Source organism: Ochrobactrum sp. RH2CCR150, assembly GCA_014138095.1.
GTDB lineage: Bacteria > Pseudomonadota > Alphaproteobacteria > Rhizobiales > Rhizobiaceae > Brucella > Brucella gambitense.
In genome coordinates this window covers 112031-130443 of sequence record JACGXE010000002.1, presented here as the reverse complement: position 1 = coordinate 130443, position 18413 = coordinate 112031, and the positions used below count along the sequence as shown (strand labels likewise).

The window sequence follows — 18413 nt, the reverse complement described above, 5'->3', positions numbered from 1 at the left end:
CGTTTTTCGCGCCCTTTTTGTTTTTCGAGATGTGCCCCAGATCAGCTCGTGACCTGCTGACCCTTTGTCGGATCGGGGATCACGACAATCGTGCTGCCATCGCGCACATTGTTATAAAGGTCGATCACATCCTGATTGAGCATACGGATACAGCCGGAGGAAACGGCCTTGCCGATACTCCATGCTTCCGGCGATCCATGGATACGATATAGCGTATCGCGACCATCCTTATGGATATACATGGCGCGCGCACCAAGCGGGTTCTTGAGGCCGGGCGGCATACCACCATTGGCGATGCTGTAAGGCTGGAGCGCTGGCTGACGCGCGACCATCTCGTCCGGCGGTGTCCAACGCGGCCATTGGCGCTTGTAGGCGACCACGGCCCGACCCGCCCAGGCAAAACCATCACGACCAACGCCGATGCCGTAGCGCATAGCACGACCGTTGCCGAGCACGTGATAAAGATATTTGTTCGGCGTATCGACGATGATGGTGCCCTTCACCTCGGATGTCGGGTAATCGACTTCCTGCCGCCAGAATTTCTGATCGACCTTGCTGATATCGACGGCAGGCAGCGGAAATTGCTCTTCCGGCATGGCCTGATACATGAGCGGCACAGGCTGCGACGGGGCGACCGGCTTCTTGACGGGCTGGGTCGGTTGCGGCGGCTGGGCGGTCGAAACACAGCCTGACAAGGCGACAGCGCTGGCGCCAATCAGAAAGCTGCGGCGGCTGAACACGGCCGTCTTCAGACCGGAAAAGGGGGCGTCCTGGGAGTTTTTACGCGACATCCTTGAACTCTTTGTTGGACACGCATCGCGGCAATGAACAAGGTTCGTTCGCGCCGGAATTGTGCCTATCATTTCGGATGTGCGAGAAAGAAAAGGCCAAGCTTAAGCCAGCCTTAAGAGAAAAGCCCCGGTGAGCGGACACCTCTCAATTCGGCATTCAAGAGATTGCGAGTGTTGCTAAAATAGCGATCCCTGCCCACCCGGACGGGACGATGCAGGCTTTTTCGTCCCGCTCGGCCTGGCTGGCGATTCGCCCTCTGCGCCGCCATCGGCAACCACCGCAACATCGCCGTCACGGAAGCGGAGCGACAGGGCATCACCCGCAGCAACACTTGCAGCCTGCTTGACCGGATTTCCGTCCGCATCGAACACGATGGCAAAGCCGCGATCCAGCACGCTTTCATAAGACAGGGTGCGCATGAGGCGTTCCAGTTCCTGTCCGCGCCGTTTGGCCCGTTCGATCAATAGCCGCACTGCCTGATCGCGCCTGCGATCCAGCTGTTCGACCGCCGATGTGGCAAGGCGGGTGCGCCGCAAAATCGGTTCCGGGACCAGCCGGTCAGCGCGATGCGAAAGCGCCGTGCGGCGTTCACGCAGGAAGGCTTCCAGCGCACGCGGCAGTCGCTGGCCAAGCAGCGACATGGTGCGTTGCTGCTCAACAAAGCGGCGTTGCAGCAGGCGCGGCGACAATTGACGGGCGCGCCCTTCAAAGTGAACGCGCTTCTTCTGTGTGTTGACGAACAGCGCCCGCGTCAGTCGTGACGCGGATTCGTCGAAACGGCGGCGTGGCAAGGCCAGCAACTGATCGGCAGACGGCAGCGCGCGCGCTGCCGCGCGATGCGCCTGCCGCTTCAGATCAATGAAGCGCGACATAGCAGAGGCAAGACGCGCTGATTGCCCGGCAAGCGTTGCCTGCAAATCGGCCTTGACCGGCACGGCCATTTCCGCAGCGCCTGTCGGGGTTGGTGCGCGCACATCGGCAGCAAGATCGATCAGCGTCCAGTCGGTTTCGTGGCCGACCGCCGAAATCACCGGAATATGCGACGCAGCCACGGCGCGTACGACGATTTCGTCGTTGAAGCCCCACAGGTCTTCCAGACTGCCGCCGCCACGCGCCACGATCAGCACATCGGGGCGCGGCACGGGGCCGTCTTCCGGCATCGCATTGAAACCATCCACGGCAGCTGCCACTTCCGGCCCGCTCGTCTCGCCCTGCACGCGCACGGGCCAAACGATGACATGCAGTGGATAGCGATCTGAAATGCGGTGAATAATATCGCGAATGACAGCGCCTGTCGGTGATGTCACCACACCGATCACGCGCGGCATGAAGGGCAGAAGCTGCTTGACCGCCGGATCGAACAGGCCTTCCGCCGCTAAGCGGCGCTTGCGGTCTTCCAGAAGCGCCATCAGCGCACCGGCGCCCGCCGGCTCCATCTGCTCAATGACGATCTGATATTTTGACGATCCCGGATAGGTGGTCAGCTTGCCGGTGGCGATAACCTCCATGCCTTCTTCGGGACGAAACCGCAGGCGACCCATGGAGCCACGCCAGATCACGGCTTCCAGCCGCGAACGGTCGTCTTTCAAGGCAAAATAGGCATGGCCGGAAGAATGCGGCCCGCGGTAACCGGAAATTTCACCCCGCACGCGCACATGGCCGAACGTTTCCTCGACCGTGCGCTTCAAAGCGCCGGAAATCTCGGAGACGCTATACTCGGCGACATTCGACGATGCGCCGGTAAAACTCGAATCGGAACCCATGCTCATCCCATCATAGGCCATTAGCCGGTACGGCTGGTCAAGCAGCCACACGGCAAATTACAGTGCGATCACAACTGGCCTTACCAGCCAGGCAGCAATTCATTGGCCCGCACCCTCCGCGTGCGAACCGCCGGAAACGAAGAGATTTCCGGTGAATTCATCGCGCCGACAATGCCCACCGGCTGCGGCGACGAAATATTGTCGAGGCTTTCGATAATGTGCTGCGCCAGCGCATCCACCACCCCATTCTGCTTGTTCAGACCGCGCATAATGCCAATGCCAAATTCCGGCAAGGTGCCAAATCCGTCCGCCTCGCCCAGCACCCGCATACCCGGGCGCAACGCACATTCCGGCAGCACCGAAACGGCAAGGCCAGAGAGGACTGCAGCCGCCGAAACCGTTGCGGACCAACTTGTGATGATAATGCGATAATCGCGTTTCGCCGCTTCCAGCACTTCAATTGCCGCATGACGCCAGATGCATGTCGGACGTCCCACTGCAAGCGGCAGAACAGCTTCCTCATGCACGGCATGATTGGCCGATGTGACCCAGAGAAGCGGTTCGGTGCGGACCACTTCCGAACGGCGCTTGTCGTCGCACTGGGTGACCAGCGCAATATCCAGCGTGCCGCGACGGATCATTTCGTCGAGATTGACCGTCGGCTCGCAGACCACCGACAGTTCAACGCGCGGGTTGGAGCGGGCGAAACGCGCCATGATTTCCGGCAGGAAGCGGTCGGCATAATCATCGGGTGTTCCGATGCGGACATGCCCTTCCAGTTGCGTATCATCGAAAGCCGCAATGGTTTCGCCATTCAGCTGCATCATCCGCCGCGCATAAAGCAGCAGCCTGTCGCCATCTTCGGTCAGACGATTGGAGCGCCCGTCCCGTTCGAACAACGGCTTTCCGATCCGTTCCTCAAGCCGCCGCATCTGCATGGAGACCGCCGATTGCGTCTTGAAAATCGCATCGGCAGCGCGTGTGAAACTGCCCGTGTCGGCTATCGCGATGAAGGTTTGTAACTGATCCAGATCCAGAGGCGTGCTCATGGGCGCTATCCATCACTATTATTGAAGAATGACATTAGAAACATTCGTTGGAACAATCAATTCGATTGTTGGATAAAGCAGCCATCGTAGAGGAAAGGAGCCGCGAAAGCGCATGACCCTGACGATGAGAACCCCTTAGCACCGCTGATTTAAAGGAGAGCGGACATGACAGCGATAAGCAAGACAACGACGACCTATTTACCGGCAACGAGCGCAGCAACCTCCACGTTCGCGCAAACGGTGAAAGCTGTGTTTACGTCGGCTCTGCGTCGCTGGATGATTCTCCGCAATCGACAGCACGTGATGCGACTGAACGAGCTTGACGATTATCTTCTGCGCGACATCGGCCTGCATCGCGGTGATGTCTATACGGCGACGCATTATCGCGGCAAAGAAAATCCGACACGTGTTCTGCGTTCGCTTGCCGATGCGCAGCGCCGCATCGAGGCCACACGGCATATCTGCTGAGCCAAGTGCTTCAGCAGCCTCTTGAATCCCGGTGGTTCGGGCGAAGACAACCCTCCGCCCGAACTGCCGACGGAACATCTGGCAGGCGCCACCTTCACAAGCCGGGTCCCCTCTCGGCCAGCCTGCCCTTTGCCCGGCCCGCTCCTCCGCTGGCCGGGCCTTTTTATTTTAAAGCCGTGTCAATTCACGCCGTCCGCTTGACCACCTGACAAAAGGCCAAGCTTTGCGGTTTTTTTGACCATCGCGGCTCGACAAATTGGGGATAGCTAAATTTGCTGTTCTTTTTTCAAAGAAAGGGGTTGCGTTCGCGGTTTGAGTTCGCTAGATGGAGGCCGTCGCGAACGAGCTTCACGCTCCTGTCGCAATTGCAAACTCTCGATAAGAGAATAATTTGCAATCCTTGCTGGGGAATAGTTTAAGGGTAGAACAACGGACTCTGACTCCGTTAGTCTTGGTTCGAATCCAGGTTCCCCAGCCAATATTTTCCTTGAGAAAATCAAAAAAATAGACGCGAAGCGGCACCGTTTTAGGTCTGTTTTGATGTCGCGTCTTGTCGCAAATAGATTTCCATAAATTACAACGACTTACGAAAAGGCGTGGCAGGTCCACGCAACATGGTATTTTGTCTTCGCTACATATGATGGCTGATGCAGTTGTGGATATCTGGAATCACGTTATTGTCCGGTAAGTATTCTTAGTTTCTTTGGGTAGGGGAAATTGAAACCACTCACCGTTATCTTCTGTACGGCTCTTATCATCAGCGCCCTCTCCGGCTGCGCAAACCGCTCATGCCGTGACTGGCCCGGCACGTGCATTATTCAGTGATCGACGCCCAAGGCATCCGTACCTTGTTTAAGGCCCTGCAGATTGCATCCCGGTCTCTCTCTCGGGGGGCCTTTTGAACCGGCGAGTACATACTGATTGTCCTCTTGGGTAGACAGCAGTCATTTGTCCCGTTGCGGTTTTTCGTTGTGGGTGTATTTCGCAATTAGATAATCACGTTTTAATAAATTGACTGTCCAGGCCTTGTAAAAATCCTTAGTCAGCGCTAGATAATTTGTATCGATTTTGTCATCGAACGACGCGGCTAAAATTATAAGCCCCTCTTTTTCTTTCAAATCGTAAAACTCGCAGCGAATTAATTTTCGTTATTATTTAACCGTTCGATTTGAAGGATATTCAATATGACCAACGGAACAGTAAAATTCTTTAACAGCGCAAAAGGCTTTGGATTTATTCAGCCTGACGACGGTTCTCCCGATGTGTTCGTTCACATTTCTGCAGTTGAGCGCGCAGGTTTGCATTCGCTCAACGAAGGCCAGAAGGTGGGTTTTGAACTGGTAGCAGATCGCCGCTCAGGCAAAAAGGCTGCTGACAATCTTCAGGCTCTGTAATCAGAGAAGAAATATTGTCTCCGATCTTTGACCACGGATGTACTGGCATTGATGGTTGAGACAAACAGAAGGTCGGGTTAGCCCGGCCTTTTTTATTTTGGCCTCTGTTTTTCGTAGCCAAATGCGGAACCAACGTGCCGAACGGGAGTATAGTATGGGTGAACTAACAAAAGAAACGCTCTTCAAGCAGCCTCTCACGCGAATGGAAACCAAAAACGCGGTTACCGACAAGACGGCTAAAGGCATCCTGGAAAACGAAAGAGCGGCAGTAGACGCAAAGACTGAACGCCTCCGAGCTGCGCGATTGGAGCGCGATCACACCAAACCATCAAAAGAGTAGGATAGAAATTGCAGGTACTCGTAAGAGATAACAATGTCGACCAAGCGCTCCGTGTACTAAAAAAGAAGCTGCAGCGCGAAGGTGTCTTTCGTGAAATGAAAGCCCGTCGCGCTTACGAAAAGCCGTCAGAAAAACGTGTCCGAGAGAAGGGCGAAGCCATCCGGCGCGCGCGCAAAGATGCGAAAAAAAGAGCGCAGCGAGAAGGACTGTTACCTAAGCCTAAGCGAAAGGCAGCACCTGCACGACCGCGAAATTCTGCAACTTCTACTCAAAGCTAACACTGAATTTAGAGGTTGGCACTTTATTCATGTGCCAACCGTCATTTATGCAACCAGCCGAGCTCAAGGCACAGCCGATGGCTATACATGACAGGAAAGCAGCATGCCTGTCGCGCCTTGTTGCGAAAGAATCCCATACTCACAGCCGGTTACGCACAATCGCGGAAATTCCTCGCTATATGGAAAGCAACAGGCTTGACTCTTTTATAAGACGTGAACAAAATAAGAACATCAACGGCGAAAGCCAATAGATTCCGATATGCTTAGGAATGATGATGTCTGCTTATAAGGAGCACGGCAAATGAACGCGCTTGTACAAAAACAGGGCTATGAGGACGAGATTGACCTCGTTCTCGCCTATCACAATGGCGACGTGCGAACCGCTATCGAAGCCTTGCTGAAGGATCGTGATTTTCTCATCAAGGAAATCGAATATGCCAGTCTTGCAATGTCGATGGGTTTTGCTCGCGGCTGGAAGCCGACCGTCTTCACAAAGTGATTCCGCGTGGCGATGTGCCCGAAGGGTTGGGCCGTATTTTGATAACCATATGACAGCTGGTATTGTATAAGCGATCGCTTGGATTTGATCGCGATCAATGCCCATTCCGACCTGCTCTGCGAAGCTTGACCATAGCAAAGGAAGGAGACGTCATGTCGAACACGCCCCACACGCTCGGAGAAGAGTTCCCCGGCCAGATTGAAGCTATCCATGCCCTTAAGGCGAAGGATGTGCGTTTCGCGCGTATTCTGGAAGAATATGACTCGATCAATGATCGTATTCATCTGGCTGAAACCAAGATCACGCCCTTGAGCCAGGAAGAAGAAACGCTTTTGCGCAAGCAGCGTCTGGCGCTGAAAGATACAATCGCAGAGGCACTTGCCTCCGTGTAATGCGATAGCGCAAACGCGCTGCGATAAAACCAGCGAGTGAGGAAGAAATCTTCCTCACTCGCTGGACGCCCCCGCGTAGACTAGCAAACCGCATCAATGCAGCCAGCCAATATTATGACATGAAGTTGTTAGGGAAATTATCGTTCGAAACCAGCCCGTCACAATACGGCAGATGTCGTATATCGTGACAGTTTTGCCTGATTGAAGCATGATCGGCGGGCTTGATAGATTACACGCACATTGAGATGAACTTCCGTTTTTGCTGCCGTCAGCCCTCAAATAACGAGGAGTCGGACGGCTCTAACCACCCGCATTGCGGCATTGCTATCAATACTTTACGCGCCGCGATTCCAGAATGATCTGGACTGCACACCCGCACCACAAATCCGGCAATCCTAAGTTGTTTTATTATGCGAATTGTCACCCTTCGCACGATTCATATTATTCATTACTTAACAATGCCGCCTTTTTGCCGCACAAATGGTATAGCTATTCGACAACTCGAAAAAAAATGAAAATAAAATAATCGAAGCGATGGTCGGCTCTTGACGAATTCCTTAGGCAAGCGTCTACTATGCTATTGTTTTCATTTGTTATAAGTGCCGGCGAAAGATCATGGACGCGAATTTTATCGAGTCTTATGAATTTCGAATGCGTCCGCAGTATTCACGCTGATTTAGGTAATTTGCTTTATTGACCGACCATCTCAGGGAGAAATGCAATGAACCTTAGTCGTCTTTTAGTCTGCCTGGTCGTGTGCGCGACCGCCGTTTCCGGCGCATTCGCCGGTTCTTTGCCCAAGCCGCAGGACAAGCCTATCCTCACCATATCGGGCAATATCCAGAACAAGAATAATGGGGACACAGCGCAGTTCGACCGCGCAGGTCTGGAAGCCCTCGGCCTCAAGACCGTGGAAACCGCCAATCCGTGGTACGACGGAAAGGTTAGCTTTGAGGGCGTTTCTCTCGATCAGCTCATGAAACTGGTCGGCGCAGAAGGCAAAACGGTCACCGCCGTCGCGCTCAACGACTACGTGACCACCATTCCGCTCGATGATTTCAAGAAATTCAACGTAATTCTTGCTTTAAAGCGGGACGGAAAGTACATGGCCGTACGGGACAAAGGACCGTTGTTTATTATCTACCCGTATGACAGCGACCCTCAACTCCAGAATCAAACTTATTACACGCGCTCCGCCTGGCAGGTTGCCAAGCTGATCGTCGAATAGAGGCCAAGCTTGAGACGCATACTGGGTGTCATTATCTGCTGCTTTGTGGTGGCAACGGGCTATATCGCCTATGTCATCGCAGAGCGTCAGACGGCTTTGCAAAAGTTTTCCCGGTATAATGACTCCTGGTCCATCGGGCAGACTGTGTCTGAATATCTGCGCCTTGAGCACCGGCTCAGCGCGCTGGCGCTTGGGCTTCCCGATGTCGATCGCGATGAAGTCCGGCTGCGGCTCGACTTCATGGTCGGGCGCCTTGAAATGCTTCAGCAGGGCAATCTGCGCTCGTTCATTCAGGACGACCCAGGACGCCGCCAGCTTTACGTGAAACTGAGCGAGATCATCCACCAGCTGGATATAAAGCTCGACACGATGAGCCCGGAAGACATGAAGGCCATGCTGGTTGCCATGAGCGAGCTGGACGGGCCTTTGACGACACTTGCCTCCACATCGGTGGAGCATGATGTCGGGCTGATCGATGCCGCCCAAAGCGACGTCAAGCAGCTCCATTTCATCTATACGGCGCTGGCTGCAGGCCTTATTCTCTGCGGCGTCATTCTGGTCATTCTGCTTATCCGCCATAATAATTTGTTGGACCGCGCCCACGGACGCATGCAGCGCCTCACGGCCGACCTGCGCGAAGCCACGGCGGAACTGCAATCACAGAACTTTCGTCTCGAACATGATGCGCATCACGACGCGCTAACCGGCCTTCCGAACCGCGTCCTGTTCCGCCAGGATCTGGAAACGCGGCTGACAGCAGCCCTCTCCGGCGGGCCGTCAGCTGTCATTCTTCTGCTTGATCTCGACGGCTTCAAGGATGTGAACGACACGCTTGGGCACGATGTCGGCGATATCCTGCTGCAAGCCGTTTCACGGCGGCTGACGCGGCTGAGCCGCAAGGGCGATATTGTCTGCCGCCTCGGTGGTGACGAATTTGCCGTGTTGTCGACAGGCATGACCGAGGAGGACTCGCTCGAATTCGCCGCTCGCCTGATGGACGAAATCAGCCGTCCGTATCGGGTTGGAGAGCTGGAAATCAAGATCGGAACCTGCGTCGGTGTCGCCATATCGGAAGGCGAGCCGGACACGGAAGAAATGTTCAAGCATGCCGATCTGGCGCTTTATGAAGCCAAGGCCGTCGGCCATGGACATGTCAGCGTCTTCAAGTCAGACATGCTGACGCGGCTGCGTGAAAAGAAGTCGTTCGAAGCGGATTTGCAAACCGCACTCCAGAACAACGAAATGGAAGTCTACTACCAGCCGCAGGCGACGACAGACACGCGGGAAATCTGCGGCTACGAAGCGCTTCTGCGCTGGACGCATCCGGTGCGCGGCCCGGTTTCTCCGATGGAGTTCATTCCCGTGGCCGAGAAGATCGGTACGATCATGCCGCTTGGCGAATGGGTGTTGAAAACCGCCTGTCAGGAAGCGACACGCTGGAACAAGCCTCTGAGGATTGCCGTCAACCTTTCCCCGGTGCAGTTCCGCGACAAGGATCTTGTCCAGACCGTGATGGCGGCGCTGGAGGAAACCGGCCTCGATCCGCGCAGGCTGGAACTGGAAATCACCGAATCCGTGTTGCTCGACAAGAACGAGCAGACGCTGGAAACCCTGCGCGGCTTGAAAGCGCTCGGCATCCAGATCGCCATGGATGATTTCGGCACGGGTTATTCGTCGCTCGGCAGCCTGAGCGGCTTCCCCTTCGACAAGATCAAGATCGACCGCTCGTTTGTCCGCGATGTCACGACGCGCAGCGACGCGCTTGCCATTGTCGAGCTGGTCACCGGCGTTGGCCGCAGCCTGCGGATGATCACCATCGCCGAGGGTATCGAGACCGAGGAACAGTATGAATGCCTCAAGGGCCTCGGTTGTGATCAGGTACAAGGCTATTTGATCGGCAGGCCGATGCCTGCAACAGAGCTCGCTTATCTGCATACCAAAAAACGACGAGGAAGGACTGTTTCCGGACGCAGCTAACTGCTACCAATAATTATGTGGCAGCAATCTATTGGGTGCGTAAGTGTTGAATGTACATGGGGTCGTTGTACCCATCGAGCCGGGCGAAGTATCGCCCGTCATCTGGCAGGCGCTGAGCAGCGGCAGCTATGAAGCCAAGGAAGCCCGTACGATCAAAAAGGCCGTGAAGGCCAGTGACCGGGTTCTGGAACTGGGGTCCGGTATCGGCATCATCACCTCCCTGATTGCGCGAATCGATGATGTGGCCGTCTGGGCCTTCGAAGCCAATCCGGCAACCGCCTCGCTGGCGCGGCGCGTACTCGACGCCAACGGCCATGACAATGTGGTCCTGTCGCAAGGCATTTTGAGCGCGGGTGAAACCGGCACCTTCCGCTTCTACGTGCGCAAGGACCTCTGGATGTCGTCCATGGACGAAAATCAGGGGCCTTACGAAAGCACGATTTCCATCACCTCAACCAATATCGACCAGTTCATCGCCGACCACGGCATCAATGTGCTGGTGATGGATATTGAAGGCGCGGAGCGTGATTTGCTCAAGCTGGCCGAACTGCCGGGCGTCGAGCGCATTTTCCTGGAGCTGCACGACCATCTTTACGGTCTGGCTGGCATTCGCGATATCACCCATGCGCTGGCCGAAAAAGGCTTTGCCTATGACCCGCGCGGCTCGCAAGGTCCGTGCGTGCTGTTCGCGAAGGATGACGGCGCGCGCGAATATGAACCAGAAGCCGATGCACCTTTGATGTAAGGCCATTCCTTTTAACGAGAACAGCCCCGGTTCGATATCGAGCCGGGGCTGTTTACATTTCATCGCTGCTGATCGCGATCAGAAATCGCGCAGCTTGCGTGCCGTGTCCTGCAACAGCGTGAACGCCTCGAAACGGCGATCATGCCATTTTACCCGGTCGGAATCGGGCTGATTGACCTCGCCCAGTTCGGACATGGCGTCCATCGCCGTCGCGAGGTCCGGATAGGCGCCGCCCGCAACGGCTCCAAGCATGGCTGAGCCGAGCAGAACCGGTTCCGGCGAGGTGGAAGCCGCGATGACGAGACCCGTCGTATCGGCCAGCACCTGACGCACGAGATGCGAACGTGCCGCACCGCCGCTGACGACGATGGTATCCGTCGCGATGCCCTTTGCCTTCTGCGCTTCGACGATCTGGCGCGCGCCATAGCCAAGCCCGCAAAGACCGGCCAGATAAAGCGCAGTCAAGCTGTCGATACCCGCATCAAGATCAAGCCCGGCAATGACAGCACGGGCGTCCGGGTCCGCGAATGGTGCGCGGTTACCGAGAAATTCCGGTACGACATGAATATCGCCGATGATCTCAGCCGTCTTTGCAGCACCGCCGCGCGCTTCCACTTCGGAAGCAAGACGGTCTGCCAGACCCCTGCCTTCAGCCGCAGCCTGCTTTTCCGCTTCAGCGGCGAAGGGATGCATATGGATCAGATGATCAATGGCCGCACCCGCCGCCGACTGACCGCCCTCATTGAGCCAGAGCCCCGGCACCATGGCCGAATAATACGGACCCCAGACGCCATCCACAAAAACCGGCTGTTCGGTCGTGGTCATGGTGCAGGCGGATGTGCCGAACACATAGGCCATGCGCGACAACACCTTGCCCGCATCGCCGCGCGCGCCCACCGTGCCAATACCGCCCGCATGAGCGTCGATCAGACCGGCGGCAATCGCGATGCCCGGCTTGAGGCCAAGCTCTGCAGCGGCCTGTTCGCTCAGAACGCCAAGCTTCTCGCCACCAGCGCGAACCTCCGTACCAATGCGCACAAAGCCCTCATCGGCCAGTTCTCCGAGGCCAACTTCGCGGAAATAGGCTTCGTCCCAGCGATTTTCATGGCTTAGATAGGTCCATTTGCAGGTGACCGTGCAGGCCGAACGCGCAAGACTGCCGCAAGACTTCCAGGTCAGAAAATCGGTAAGATCGAAAAACTGCCAGGCGGACGCAAAACTTTCCGGCTTGTTTTCCTTCAGCCAGAGGAGCTTTGGCGTTTCCATTTCCGGCGAAATGGTGCCGCCGACATAATCCAGCACCTTGGCCTTGGTTGCATTGATGCGCTCGGCCTGTTCGACCGCACGATGATCCATCCAGACAATGATGTCGCGGGCCGGGTCATTCGACGGGCCAACGGCGAGCGGCTTGCCGCCCTCGCCCAGCACCACGAGCGAGCAGGTGGCGTCATAGCCGATACCGGCAACGCTGGCAGGATCGATCCCGGCCACCTTCACCGCCTCGCGCACGCTTTCGCAGACGGCCTGCCAGATATTGGCGCTCGACTGTTCAACAATGCTGCCAGCCTCGCGCCACATCGTAATGTCGCGCTTGGCCGAAGCCAGCATTGTACCCCTGGCGTCGAACACGCCAGCCCGGGCGCTCCCGGTGCCGACATCGACGCCCAAATAATAATAAGTCATGGTCTCCGACCCGTTTTTGAGCATTTCCAGCAAAAGTGCGAAGCGGTTTTGCGTAGGATAATGCGTAAAAACAACAAGATAGAGCGTTTCCCCGATTCCGTTTTAACCGGGACCGTTCTTGAAGGAATTACAGATCGAGGCTCTGCGGCACGATGACGAGATCGCGAATGGTGATGTTGCGCGGGCGCGTCAGCATGAACATCACCGATTCAGCCACTTCCTTCGGCTCCATCAGGCTGCCATTGGCCAGCGCTTCTTCGAGCTTTGCCTTCGGCCAGTCGCTGATCAGCGCGGTCACGACCGGGCCGGGCAGGACACCGCCGACGCGAATGCCATGCGGCGCAACCTGACGGCGAACCGTATGCACGAAAGCCTGCACGGCATGTTTGGAGGCCGTGTAGATCGGCTCCCAGATCACCGGCACCACACCGGCCACCGAGCTGGTCATGATAATGTCGCCTGTCTTGCGCTCCATCATATGCGGTAGCACAGCGTGAACCGTGCGGAACGCCGCATTGATGTTGAGGTTCAACATGCGATCCCAGGCGTCCGGATTACCTTCCCAGAGCGGCCCGCCGATATAAGCGCCCGCATTGGCGTGGAACACATCAAGCTGACCAGCCTGTTCGAGAATCTGCGGCACCATGGTGGCAACCGATTCCGGGCTGAGCAGATCGATGACCAGCGGCTTTGCCTTATCGCCAAGCTCCGCGCATTTTTCGGCCAGCGCCTTCTCGTCACGATCAACGAGAAACACAGTCATGCCTGCTTCGATCATATGCTTTGCACATTCGAAGCCGATGCCGGAGGCAGCGCCGGTAACCGCTGCAACCTGTCCTTTGAGATCCTGGGCCATTTGGAGAATCCTTCTATTTGTTAGGCGCGACCGTGCGACTGGCGCGAGCGGCGTGCAAGAGAATCGACAATCACGGCAATAGCCAGTACGGCACCGGTGATCATATAGCGAAGCGACGACGACAGATCGAGCAAGGTCAGACCGCTGGCAATCGACTGGATGACGATGATGCCGAGCAGGGCCGACCATGCGCTGCCGCGACCGCCAAACAGGCTGGTGCCGCCAATAACCGCTGCCGCAATGGCGTTGAGGTTGACGTCGCCCGTACCGGCCTGCTGGCTAGACGATGCCAGACGCGATGCGGCCAGAATGCCGCCTGCCGCAGCCAATACCGAACAGGTGACGAAGGCGGAGATATAGATGAAGGTGACGTTGATACCGGCACGGCGCGCGGCTTCACGATTGCCGCCGACGGCCTGCATGGCGCGGCCCCAGCGGGTGCGGGTCAGCGCATAGTTCATGGCAACCACCAGCGCCACAAACAGGCCGAACATCCACGGCACGCCGCGCGACTGGTTGAGATAGAACACCGCACCACCGACGATGAGCGTGATGATGATGGCCTTCAGCGAGATACCAGCAACGGAAGGTGCCGAAAGCCCGGCCTCACGACGACGCTGCGCCGAGCGAAAACCCGTGAAGAAGATCGCGAGACCTGCAATCAGCGCCAGCGCATAGGAGAGCGGGCGCGGCATCACCAGAAGCTGGCCGAAGCTGACGAGCCAGGAGCCGTAAGGCAGATTGATCGAGCCGGTATTGCCGAGGAGATAGAGCTGTAAACCGAGTGCTGCGAGCAGACCCGCCAGCGTCGACACGAAGCTTGGCATGCTGAAGCGGTTATAAAGGAACGCATAGAGCAGGCCGATTAGCGCGCCCGCGCAAAGGGCGGCGACAATTGCCAGCGCCACCGGCCAGCCATTGTTGACCCACAACACACCGACGATGGCCGACGCGAGACCGCTGACGGAACCAACAGACAGATCGATTTCGCCGAGCATCAGAATGCAAACGATGCCAAGCGAAATGACGCCGATGGTCGAGCAATCGAACAGCAGGTTCACGAGGTTATTGCTCGACAGGAAAACCGGGTTCAGCGTCTGGAACACTGTCCAGATGATGACTAGGCCGACGATAACCGGCAGCGAGCCGAGATCGCCCGAGCGGACGCGGTCGAAGAAGCTGCGCAGCGCGCCCGAAACGCCTTCATCATGACGCACGCGGGCATCCTGCCGGTCGAGGGGGGTATTTCCGGTTGTCTGGTTCATCATGCTTCTCCCCGGTCATGGGCGTCATCGTGCTGTGCCTGACGTCGTTCGGCACGGCGGGAAACAGAATTGCTGGTTGCGCCAGTGATGGCGGCAACCAGTTCCTCGTTCGATGAATCCGGATAGAAAACACCGTTATTGCGACCGAGACGCAGCACCACGATGCGGTCTGCGACGGCGCGCACATCTTCCATATTATGGCTGATCATCAGAACACCCAGACCGCGATCACGCACGCGCTCGATCAGATCAAGCACTTCCGCCGTCTGCGCAACACCAAGTGCGGCGGTCGGTTCGTCGAGCATGATGAGCTTTGGATCGAGCAGCAGCGAGCGCGAGATCGCGACGGTCTGCCGCTGGCCGCCCGAAAGCGAGGCGACCGGCTCGCGGACGCTCGGGATACGGGCAGAAAGCTCATTCAAAAGCTTCCAAGCCTTGATTTCCATCGATACTTCATCGAGGCGATAGGGGCTAAGCTCCCGGCCAAGGAAAATATTGGCCACGACATCGAGATTTTCGCACAGCGCCAGATCCTGAAAGACCGTCGCTATGCCAAGATCGAGCGCAACGCCCGGCGAGGACAGCACAACCTTCTCGCCATTGAATTCTATCGTACCCGAACTCGGCTGATGCACACCGGCGAGCGTCTTGATGAGCGTGGATTTTCCGGCGCCATTGTCGCCAACCAGCGCCACCACTTCACCCGGATAGACTTCCAGATCGATATCGGTCAGCGCAGAAACCGCGCCGAAATTCTTGGAAATGCCGCTGAGGCGCAGCACGGGCTGCGACGATGACGTCGCCGCTTTGTTTTCCTGGGACATTTTTCACTTTCCCCGACATATCGCACGATATGTCTTTGCGCACGAAACACAGCACATCCCGAAAAATGTGAAACGGCTTTCGGATCAGATGTGCGTAAAAAAGACGCCCGACCGGTAAACCGGCCGGGCGGATCGTTGCTTAGTTCGTGATGCCGAGCTTCTTGCAACCATCGGCATAGCGATCGACGCACAGCGTTGCTGCTGGAACAACGTTCTTGTCGATGATTTCAGCCTTGAGGTTTTCAGCCGTCACAACCGCCGGGACGAAAAGCTTCGACGGCGTGTTGTAAAGGGTGGTTTCAGCCTTCGGCGTTTCGCCATTCAGCAACTGGGCGGCAACGCGCGCAGCTTCCGAAGCGACGATTTCCGATGGCTTGTTGATGGTGTTGAACTGGTCACCCGAAATGATCAGCTGAAGCGCCGCGATGGTCGCGTCGTTGCCGGTGATCGGCGGCAACGGATCGATGCCCGCAGCCTTCATGGCCGCAATCGCACCGCCTGCGGTGCCATCATTGGCAGCCACAATGCCGACGATCTGGTCGTTGAAGCGGGTGATCTGGCCACTCGCCCACTGCTGAGCCTTGCTTGGCGCCCATTCCGGCGTGTCATATTCGGCCAGCGTCTTGTAGCCGCTGTCCTTCAGACCGGCATGAATGCCGTTCTTGATAAGACCGGCAGCCGCGTCGGTCGGCGAACCGTTGATCTGAAGAACGCCGCCCTTGTCGGTCGGCACGTTCTTGGCCTTCAGGTCCTTGACGAGCGATTCAGCAATCGACTTGCCGATGGCTTCATTGTCGAACGAAACGTAGAAATCCGACGTCGCATCCGGGATCGGACGGTCATAGGCGATGACCTTGATATCTTGCGACTGGGCCAGCTTCACGAGGGAGGCTGCGGCAGCAGTATCAACGGCATCGAGAACAATCACCTTCGCGCCCTGCGAAATGACCGAATTGAACTGTTGCTGCTGCTTGGTCGCATCGCCATCGGCGTTGAGATAAAGCACCTTGCAGCTTTCGCAGAGCTTCTTCATTTCTGCTGCGAAACCCGGGAAATCGCGCTCTTCATAGCGCGTGGATGCCTGATCCGGCATCAAAAAGCCGACCACCGCGTCCTTGACTTCCGCATGAGCCGTCGTAGCGGCCATCATCAGCACGCCAGCCAGCGCGCCTGTCATCTTCGATACCTTCATGACACTCTCCTCCTGATTGTCTGTTTTTCTGGCATCCGACCGGGAATTTCGCCTGCACGAGGCGGCTTTACATGCGCTGAAGCCAACGGCTCGCTCACCGGACATCCCCGAAATACAATCCCGCTTTCGAAAGGATGTGCTTGAGCGCAGATATCTAGAGCGCCGATCCGATTCAAACAGATCGAAACGCACTCCGGACAGCCGTTTTCAAAAAATTCACGCGCGTAGCATTGCCTCCACTTGCCAGCGCCGCCATCTCCCGTCAGGCGGCGGCATCTCGTCCCCGGCCTCTTCCGGTTGGAGATGCTGTAACTTTGCACAACAATTTGCACAATCGATTGTGCAAGCTGATAATGCGCCAGCCTCTAAAATCTGTCAACACGATTCCGTGGTGTATGCGATGACGATGTCGGAGTGCTTGTAATAAAACGAGCTTGGAAAAACGCAGCGCGGTTCCGGCCAGAGCTGCGCCAGCAGCATGTATTTATTTGATATCTTTCAGACTATCCACCGGCAGCGCGATGGCCGAACGCGGCGCGATTAATCTGGGCATAACCAGATGCAGCTCCGGTTCCGTGACGTGTTTTTCCATCAGATCGAAGGCTTTGGCGATCATGCCTTCCACGTCCTGCTGGATTGAAATCACCGGAAACGACAGGAAGGAGGCAAAGGGGTCGTAGTCGTAACAGCCGACCACCAGATCGTTGAGCTGCTCGTGCGGATACTCGACCATATAGCGCAGCAGACCCTCAAGATTGATCGAGGAATTGACGAACAGACCACGCGGCAACCGACCATGATGCCTGCGATAGTCATCGAGCGCTCGCAGCGTATTAGACGGAGAATAGCCGGTGTGGAAAACGCAGTTTTCCGGATCGGAACCCAGCACGGCCTGCTTGGTATGATGAAAACCGCGAATACGCTGGCGTGTGGACTCATCGTTGCGCCCACCGAACAGACAAAGCTCCATCGGCTGCAATGGCTCACGATCGGCAAAATGCGCGATGATCGCTTCCGTCAGCATCCGGCCACCGGCGAAATTATCTGTGGTCACTGATGGCGCCCTCGATCCGGGCAGATCGATATTCACATGGGGGATCGCAGCCTGCTCGCATAATTCATGCAAACTGTCCGGGTCCGTCGCGCCACAGATGAACAATTCATCGATGGAATAGGAAATCAGCGTTTCCGCCGTTTCTCGCTCTTCATCCGGATCGCGCCCCGCACTGACCACGACGGGACACAGCCCCCGCGCGCGGACATGCGCCTCAAATGTCTGCGCCATGGACGAGAAGAAGCGGTTGTCGTGCAAAGGCAGCAGCAGTCCGACAAGGCCGGACCGGGAATGACGCAGCCCCTGCGCCTGACGGTTGGCGGTATATTGGTGCTGTTCGGCAAGGCCCAGAATGGATTCCGCCGTCGCCTGACTGATCCTGCGCTTGCGCCACGTACCATTGAGCACGGCACTGACCGTGGAAGGCGAGCTTCCCGACAGAACGGAAAGGTCGTAAATCGTCGCCTTCTTCTTGTCGCGGCGCATTCTGTCTCCCTCATTTCGCGGTATAGAAATATCGATCATCGGCGGAAACTGGAACAAGTTTCTCGGGCTGCCAGCGCTGGACCCACAGAGTTGACGTTCAGCAGTTCATCCGGCGTTGCCTGATGTGA

At 56.7% G+C, this 18413-nt stretch carries 18 protein-coding genes and 1 tRNA gene; 10 read left to right on the top strand and 9 right to left on the bottom strand.

The window, feature by feature from the left end; translation table 11 throughout:
• Nucleotides 1–41: 41 nt before the first annotated feature.
• The 3 genes from FHW03_RS04310 to FHW03_RS04300 all read right to left on the bottom strand — a co-directional run bounded on the left by FHW03_RS04310 (nucleotide 42) and on the right by FHW03_RS04300 (nucleotide 3604).
• Nucleotides 42–791 (bottom strand): L,D-transpeptidase, encoded by a 750-nt coding sequence (locus FHW03_RS04310; RefSeq protein WP_182519522.1) that lies wholly within the window; start codon nucleotides 789–791, stop codon nucleotides 42–44.
• 177 nt (nucleotides 792–968) lie between these two features.
• Nucleotides 969–2555: an exodeoxyribonuclease VII large subunit gene (gene xseA / locus FHW03_RS04305; protein WP_182519521.1), complete on the bottom strand. Its 1587-nt coding sequence runs from the start codon at nucleotides 2553–2555 to the stop codon at nucleotides 969–971.
• 80 nt (nucleotides 2556–2635) lie between these two features.
• Nucleotides 2636–3604, bottom strand: coding sequence for a LysR substrate-binding domain-containing protein (locus tag FHW03_RS04300; protein ID WP_182519520.1), 969 nt, complete (start codon nucleotides 3602–3604; stop codon nucleotides 2636–2638).
• A gap of 165 nt (nucleotides 3605–3769) precedes the next feature.
• On the opposite strand from FHW03_RS04300, the gene FHW03_RS04295 reads away from it, so the two are divergent.
• From FHW03_RS04295 to FHW03_RS04250, 10 genes are all read left to right on the top strand, one after another.
• Nucleotides 3770–4072: a DUF1127 domain-containing protein gene (locus FHW03_RS04295; protein ID WP_182519519.1), complete on the top strand. Its 303-nt coding sequence runs from the start codon at nucleotides 3770–3772 to the stop codon at nucleotides 4070–4072.
• Between the two features lie 404 nt (nucleotides 4073–4476).
• A tRNA-Gln gene (locus tag FHW03_RS04290) sits at nucleotides 4477–4550 on the top strand.
• Between the two features lie 706 nt (nucleotides 4551–5256).
• A complete protein-coding gene (locus FHW03_RS04285) occupies nucleotides 5257–5466 on the top strand; it encodes a cold-shock protein (protein WP_182519518.1) in 210 nt (69 codons plus the stop codon).
• Nucleotides 5467–5620: 154 nt separating this feature from the next.
• Nucleotides 5621–5806 (top strand): hypothetical protein, encoded by a 186-nt coding sequence (locus FHW03_RS04280; protein ID WP_182519517.1) that lies wholly within the window; start codon nucleotides 5621–5623, stop codon nucleotides 5804–5806.
• Between the two features lie 8 nt (nucleotides 5807–5814).
• Nucleotides 5815–6084 (top strand): 30S ribosomal protein S21, encoded by a 270-nt coding sequence (gene rpsU / locus FHW03_RS04275; RefSeq protein WP_182519516.1) that lies wholly within the window; start codon nucleotides 5815–5817, stop codon nucleotides 6082–6084.
• A gap of 301 nt (nucleotides 6085–6385) precedes the next feature.
• On the top strand, nucleotides 6386–6583 hold the full coding sequence (locus FHW03_RS04270; RefSeq protein ID WP_182519515.1) for a CUE domain-containing protein: 198 nt from the start codon (nucleotides 6386–6388) through the stop codon (nucleotides 6581–6583).
• 152 nt (nucleotides 6584–6735) lie between these two features.
• Nucleotides 6736–6975, top strand: a complete 240-nt coding sequence (locus FHW03_RS04265) for a YdcH family protein (RefSeq protein ID WP_182519514.1) — start codon at nucleotides 6736–6738, stop codon at nucleotides 6973–6975.
• Between the two features lie 721 nt (nucleotides 6976–7696).
• A complete protein-coding gene (locus FHW03_RS04260; RefSeq protein ID WP_182519513.1) occupies nucleotides 7697–8203 on the top strand; it encodes a molybdopterin-dependent oxidoreductase in 507 nt (168 codons plus the stop codon).
• 9 nt (nucleotides 8204–8212) lie between these two features.
• The gene (locus FHW03_RS04255; protein ID WP_182519512.1) at nucleotides 8213–10180 is read left to right on the top strand and encodes an EAL domain-containing protein; all 1968 of its coding nucleotides are present in this window, start codon (nucleotides 8213–8215) and stop codon (nucleotides 10178–10180) included.
• A 43-nt stretch (nucleotides 10181–10223) separates the two neighbouring features.
• On the top strand, nucleotides 10224–10925 hold the full coding sequence (locus FHW03_RS04250; RefSeq protein WP_182519511.1) for an FkbM family methyltransferase: 702 nt from the start codon (nucleotides 10224–10226) through the stop codon (nucleotides 10923–10925).
• A 78-nt stretch (nucleotides 10926–11003) separates the two neighbouring features.
• Here FHW03_RS04250 and FHW03_RS04245 read toward each other — a convergent pair whose 3' ends face one another.
• The 6 genes from FHW03_RS04245 to FHW03_RS04220 form a co-directional block, all read right to left on the bottom strand.
• Nucleotides 11004–12608 (bottom strand): FGGY-family carbohydrate kinase, encoded by a 1605-nt coding sequence (locus FHW03_RS04245; protein WP_182519510.1) that lies wholly within the window; start codon nucleotides 12606–12608, stop codon nucleotides 11004–11006.
• Between the two features lie 127 nt (nucleotides 12609–12735).
• Entirely contained in the window at nucleotides 12736–13464 is a 729-nt protein-coding gene (locus FHW03_RS04240; RefSeq protein WP_182519509.1) for an SDR family oxidoreductase, read from the bottom strand.
• Nucleotides 13465–13484: 20 nt separating this feature from the next.
• The gene (locus tag FHW03_RS04235) at nucleotides 13485–14729 is read right to left on the bottom strand and encodes a sugar ABC transporter permease (protein ID WP_182520040.1); all 1245 of its coding nucleotides are present in this window, start codon (nucleotides 14727–14729) and stop codon (nucleotides 13485–13487) included.
• The gene (locus FHW03_RS04230) at nucleotides 14729–15553 is read right to left on the bottom strand and encodes an ATP-binding cassette domain-containing protein (protein WP_138783453.1); all 825 of its coding nucleotides are present in this window, start codon (nucleotides 15551–15553) and stop codon (nucleotides 14729–14731) included. Before FHW03_RS04230 ends, FHW03_RS04235 begins: the two co-directional genes overlap by 1 nt.
• Before the next feature lie 139 nt (nucleotides 15554–15692).
• A complete protein-coding gene (locus FHW03_RS04225; protein ID WP_182519508.1) occupies nucleotides 15693–16745 on the bottom strand; it encodes a sugar ABC transporter substrate-binding protein in 1053 nt (350 codons plus the stop codon).
• Between the two features lie 484 nt (nucleotides 16746–17229).
• Nucleotides 17230–18285 (bottom strand): LacI family DNA-binding transcriptional regulator, encoded by a 1056-nt coding sequence (locus FHW03_RS04220; RefSeq protein WP_182519507.1) that lies wholly within the window; start codon nucleotides 18283–18285, stop codon nucleotides 17230–17232.
• Nucleotides 18286–18413: the final 128 nt, after the last annotated feature.

Coding starts and splice junctions, on each gene's coding strand:
- FHW03_RS04310 (WP_182519522.1), bottom strand. CDS start 791: ATGTCGCGTAAAAACTCCCAGGACGCCCCCTTTTCCGGTCTGAAGACG.
- xseA (WP_182519521.1), bottom strand. CDS start 2,555: ATGGGTTCCGATTCGAGTTTTACCGGCGCATCGTCGAATGTCGCCGAG.
- FHW03_RS04300 (WP_182519520.1), bottom strand. CDS start 3,604: ATGAGCACGCCTCTGGATCTGGATCAGTTACAAACCTTCATCGCGATA.
- FHW03_RS04295 (WP_182519519.1), top strand. CDS start 3,770: ATGACAGCGATAAGCAAGACAACGACGACCTATTTACCGGCAACGAGC.
- FHW03_RS04285 (WP_182519518.1), top strand. CDS start 5,257: ATGACCAACGGAACAGTAAAATTCTTTAACAGCGCAAAAGGCTTTGGA.
- FHW03_RS04280 (WP_182519517.1), top strand. CDS start 5,621: ATGGGTGAACTAACAAAAGAAACGCTCTTCAAGCAGCCTCTCACGCGA.
- FHW03_RS04270 (WP_182519515.1), top strand. CDS start 6,386: ATGAACGCGCTTGTACAAAAACAGGGCTATGAGGACGAGATTGACCTC.
- FHW03_RS04265 (WP_182519514.1), top strand. CDS start 6,736: ATGTCGAACACGCCCCACACGCTCGGAGAAGAGTTCCCCGGCCAGATT.
- FHW03_RS04260 (WP_182519513.1), top strand. CDS start 7,697: ATGAACCTTAGTCGTCTTTTAGTCTGCCTGGTCGTGTGCGCGACCGCC.
- FHW03_RS04245 (WP_182519510.1), bottom strand. CDS start 12,608: ATGACTTATTATTATTTGGGCGTCGATGTCGGCACCGGGAGCGCCCGG.
- FHW03_RS04240 (WP_182519509.1), bottom strand. CDS start 13,464: ATGGCCCAGGATCTCAAAGGACAGGTTGCAGCGGTTACCGGCGCTGCC.
- FHW03_RS04235 (WP_182520040.1), bottom strand. CDS start 14,729: ATGAACCAGACAACCGGAAATACCCCCCTCGACCGGCAGGATGCCCGC.
- FHW03_RS04230 (WP_138783453.1), bottom strand. CDS start 15,553: ATGTCCCAGGAAAACAAAGCGGCGACGTCATCGTCGCAGCCCGTGCTG.
- FHW03_RS04225 (WP_182519508.1), bottom strand. CDS start 16,745: ATGAAGGTATCGAAGATGACAGGCGCGCTGGCTGGCGTGCTGATGATG.
- FHW03_RS04220 (WP_182519507.1), bottom strand. CDS start 18,285: ATGCGCCGCGACAAGAAGAAGGCGACGATTTACGACCTTTCCGTTCTG.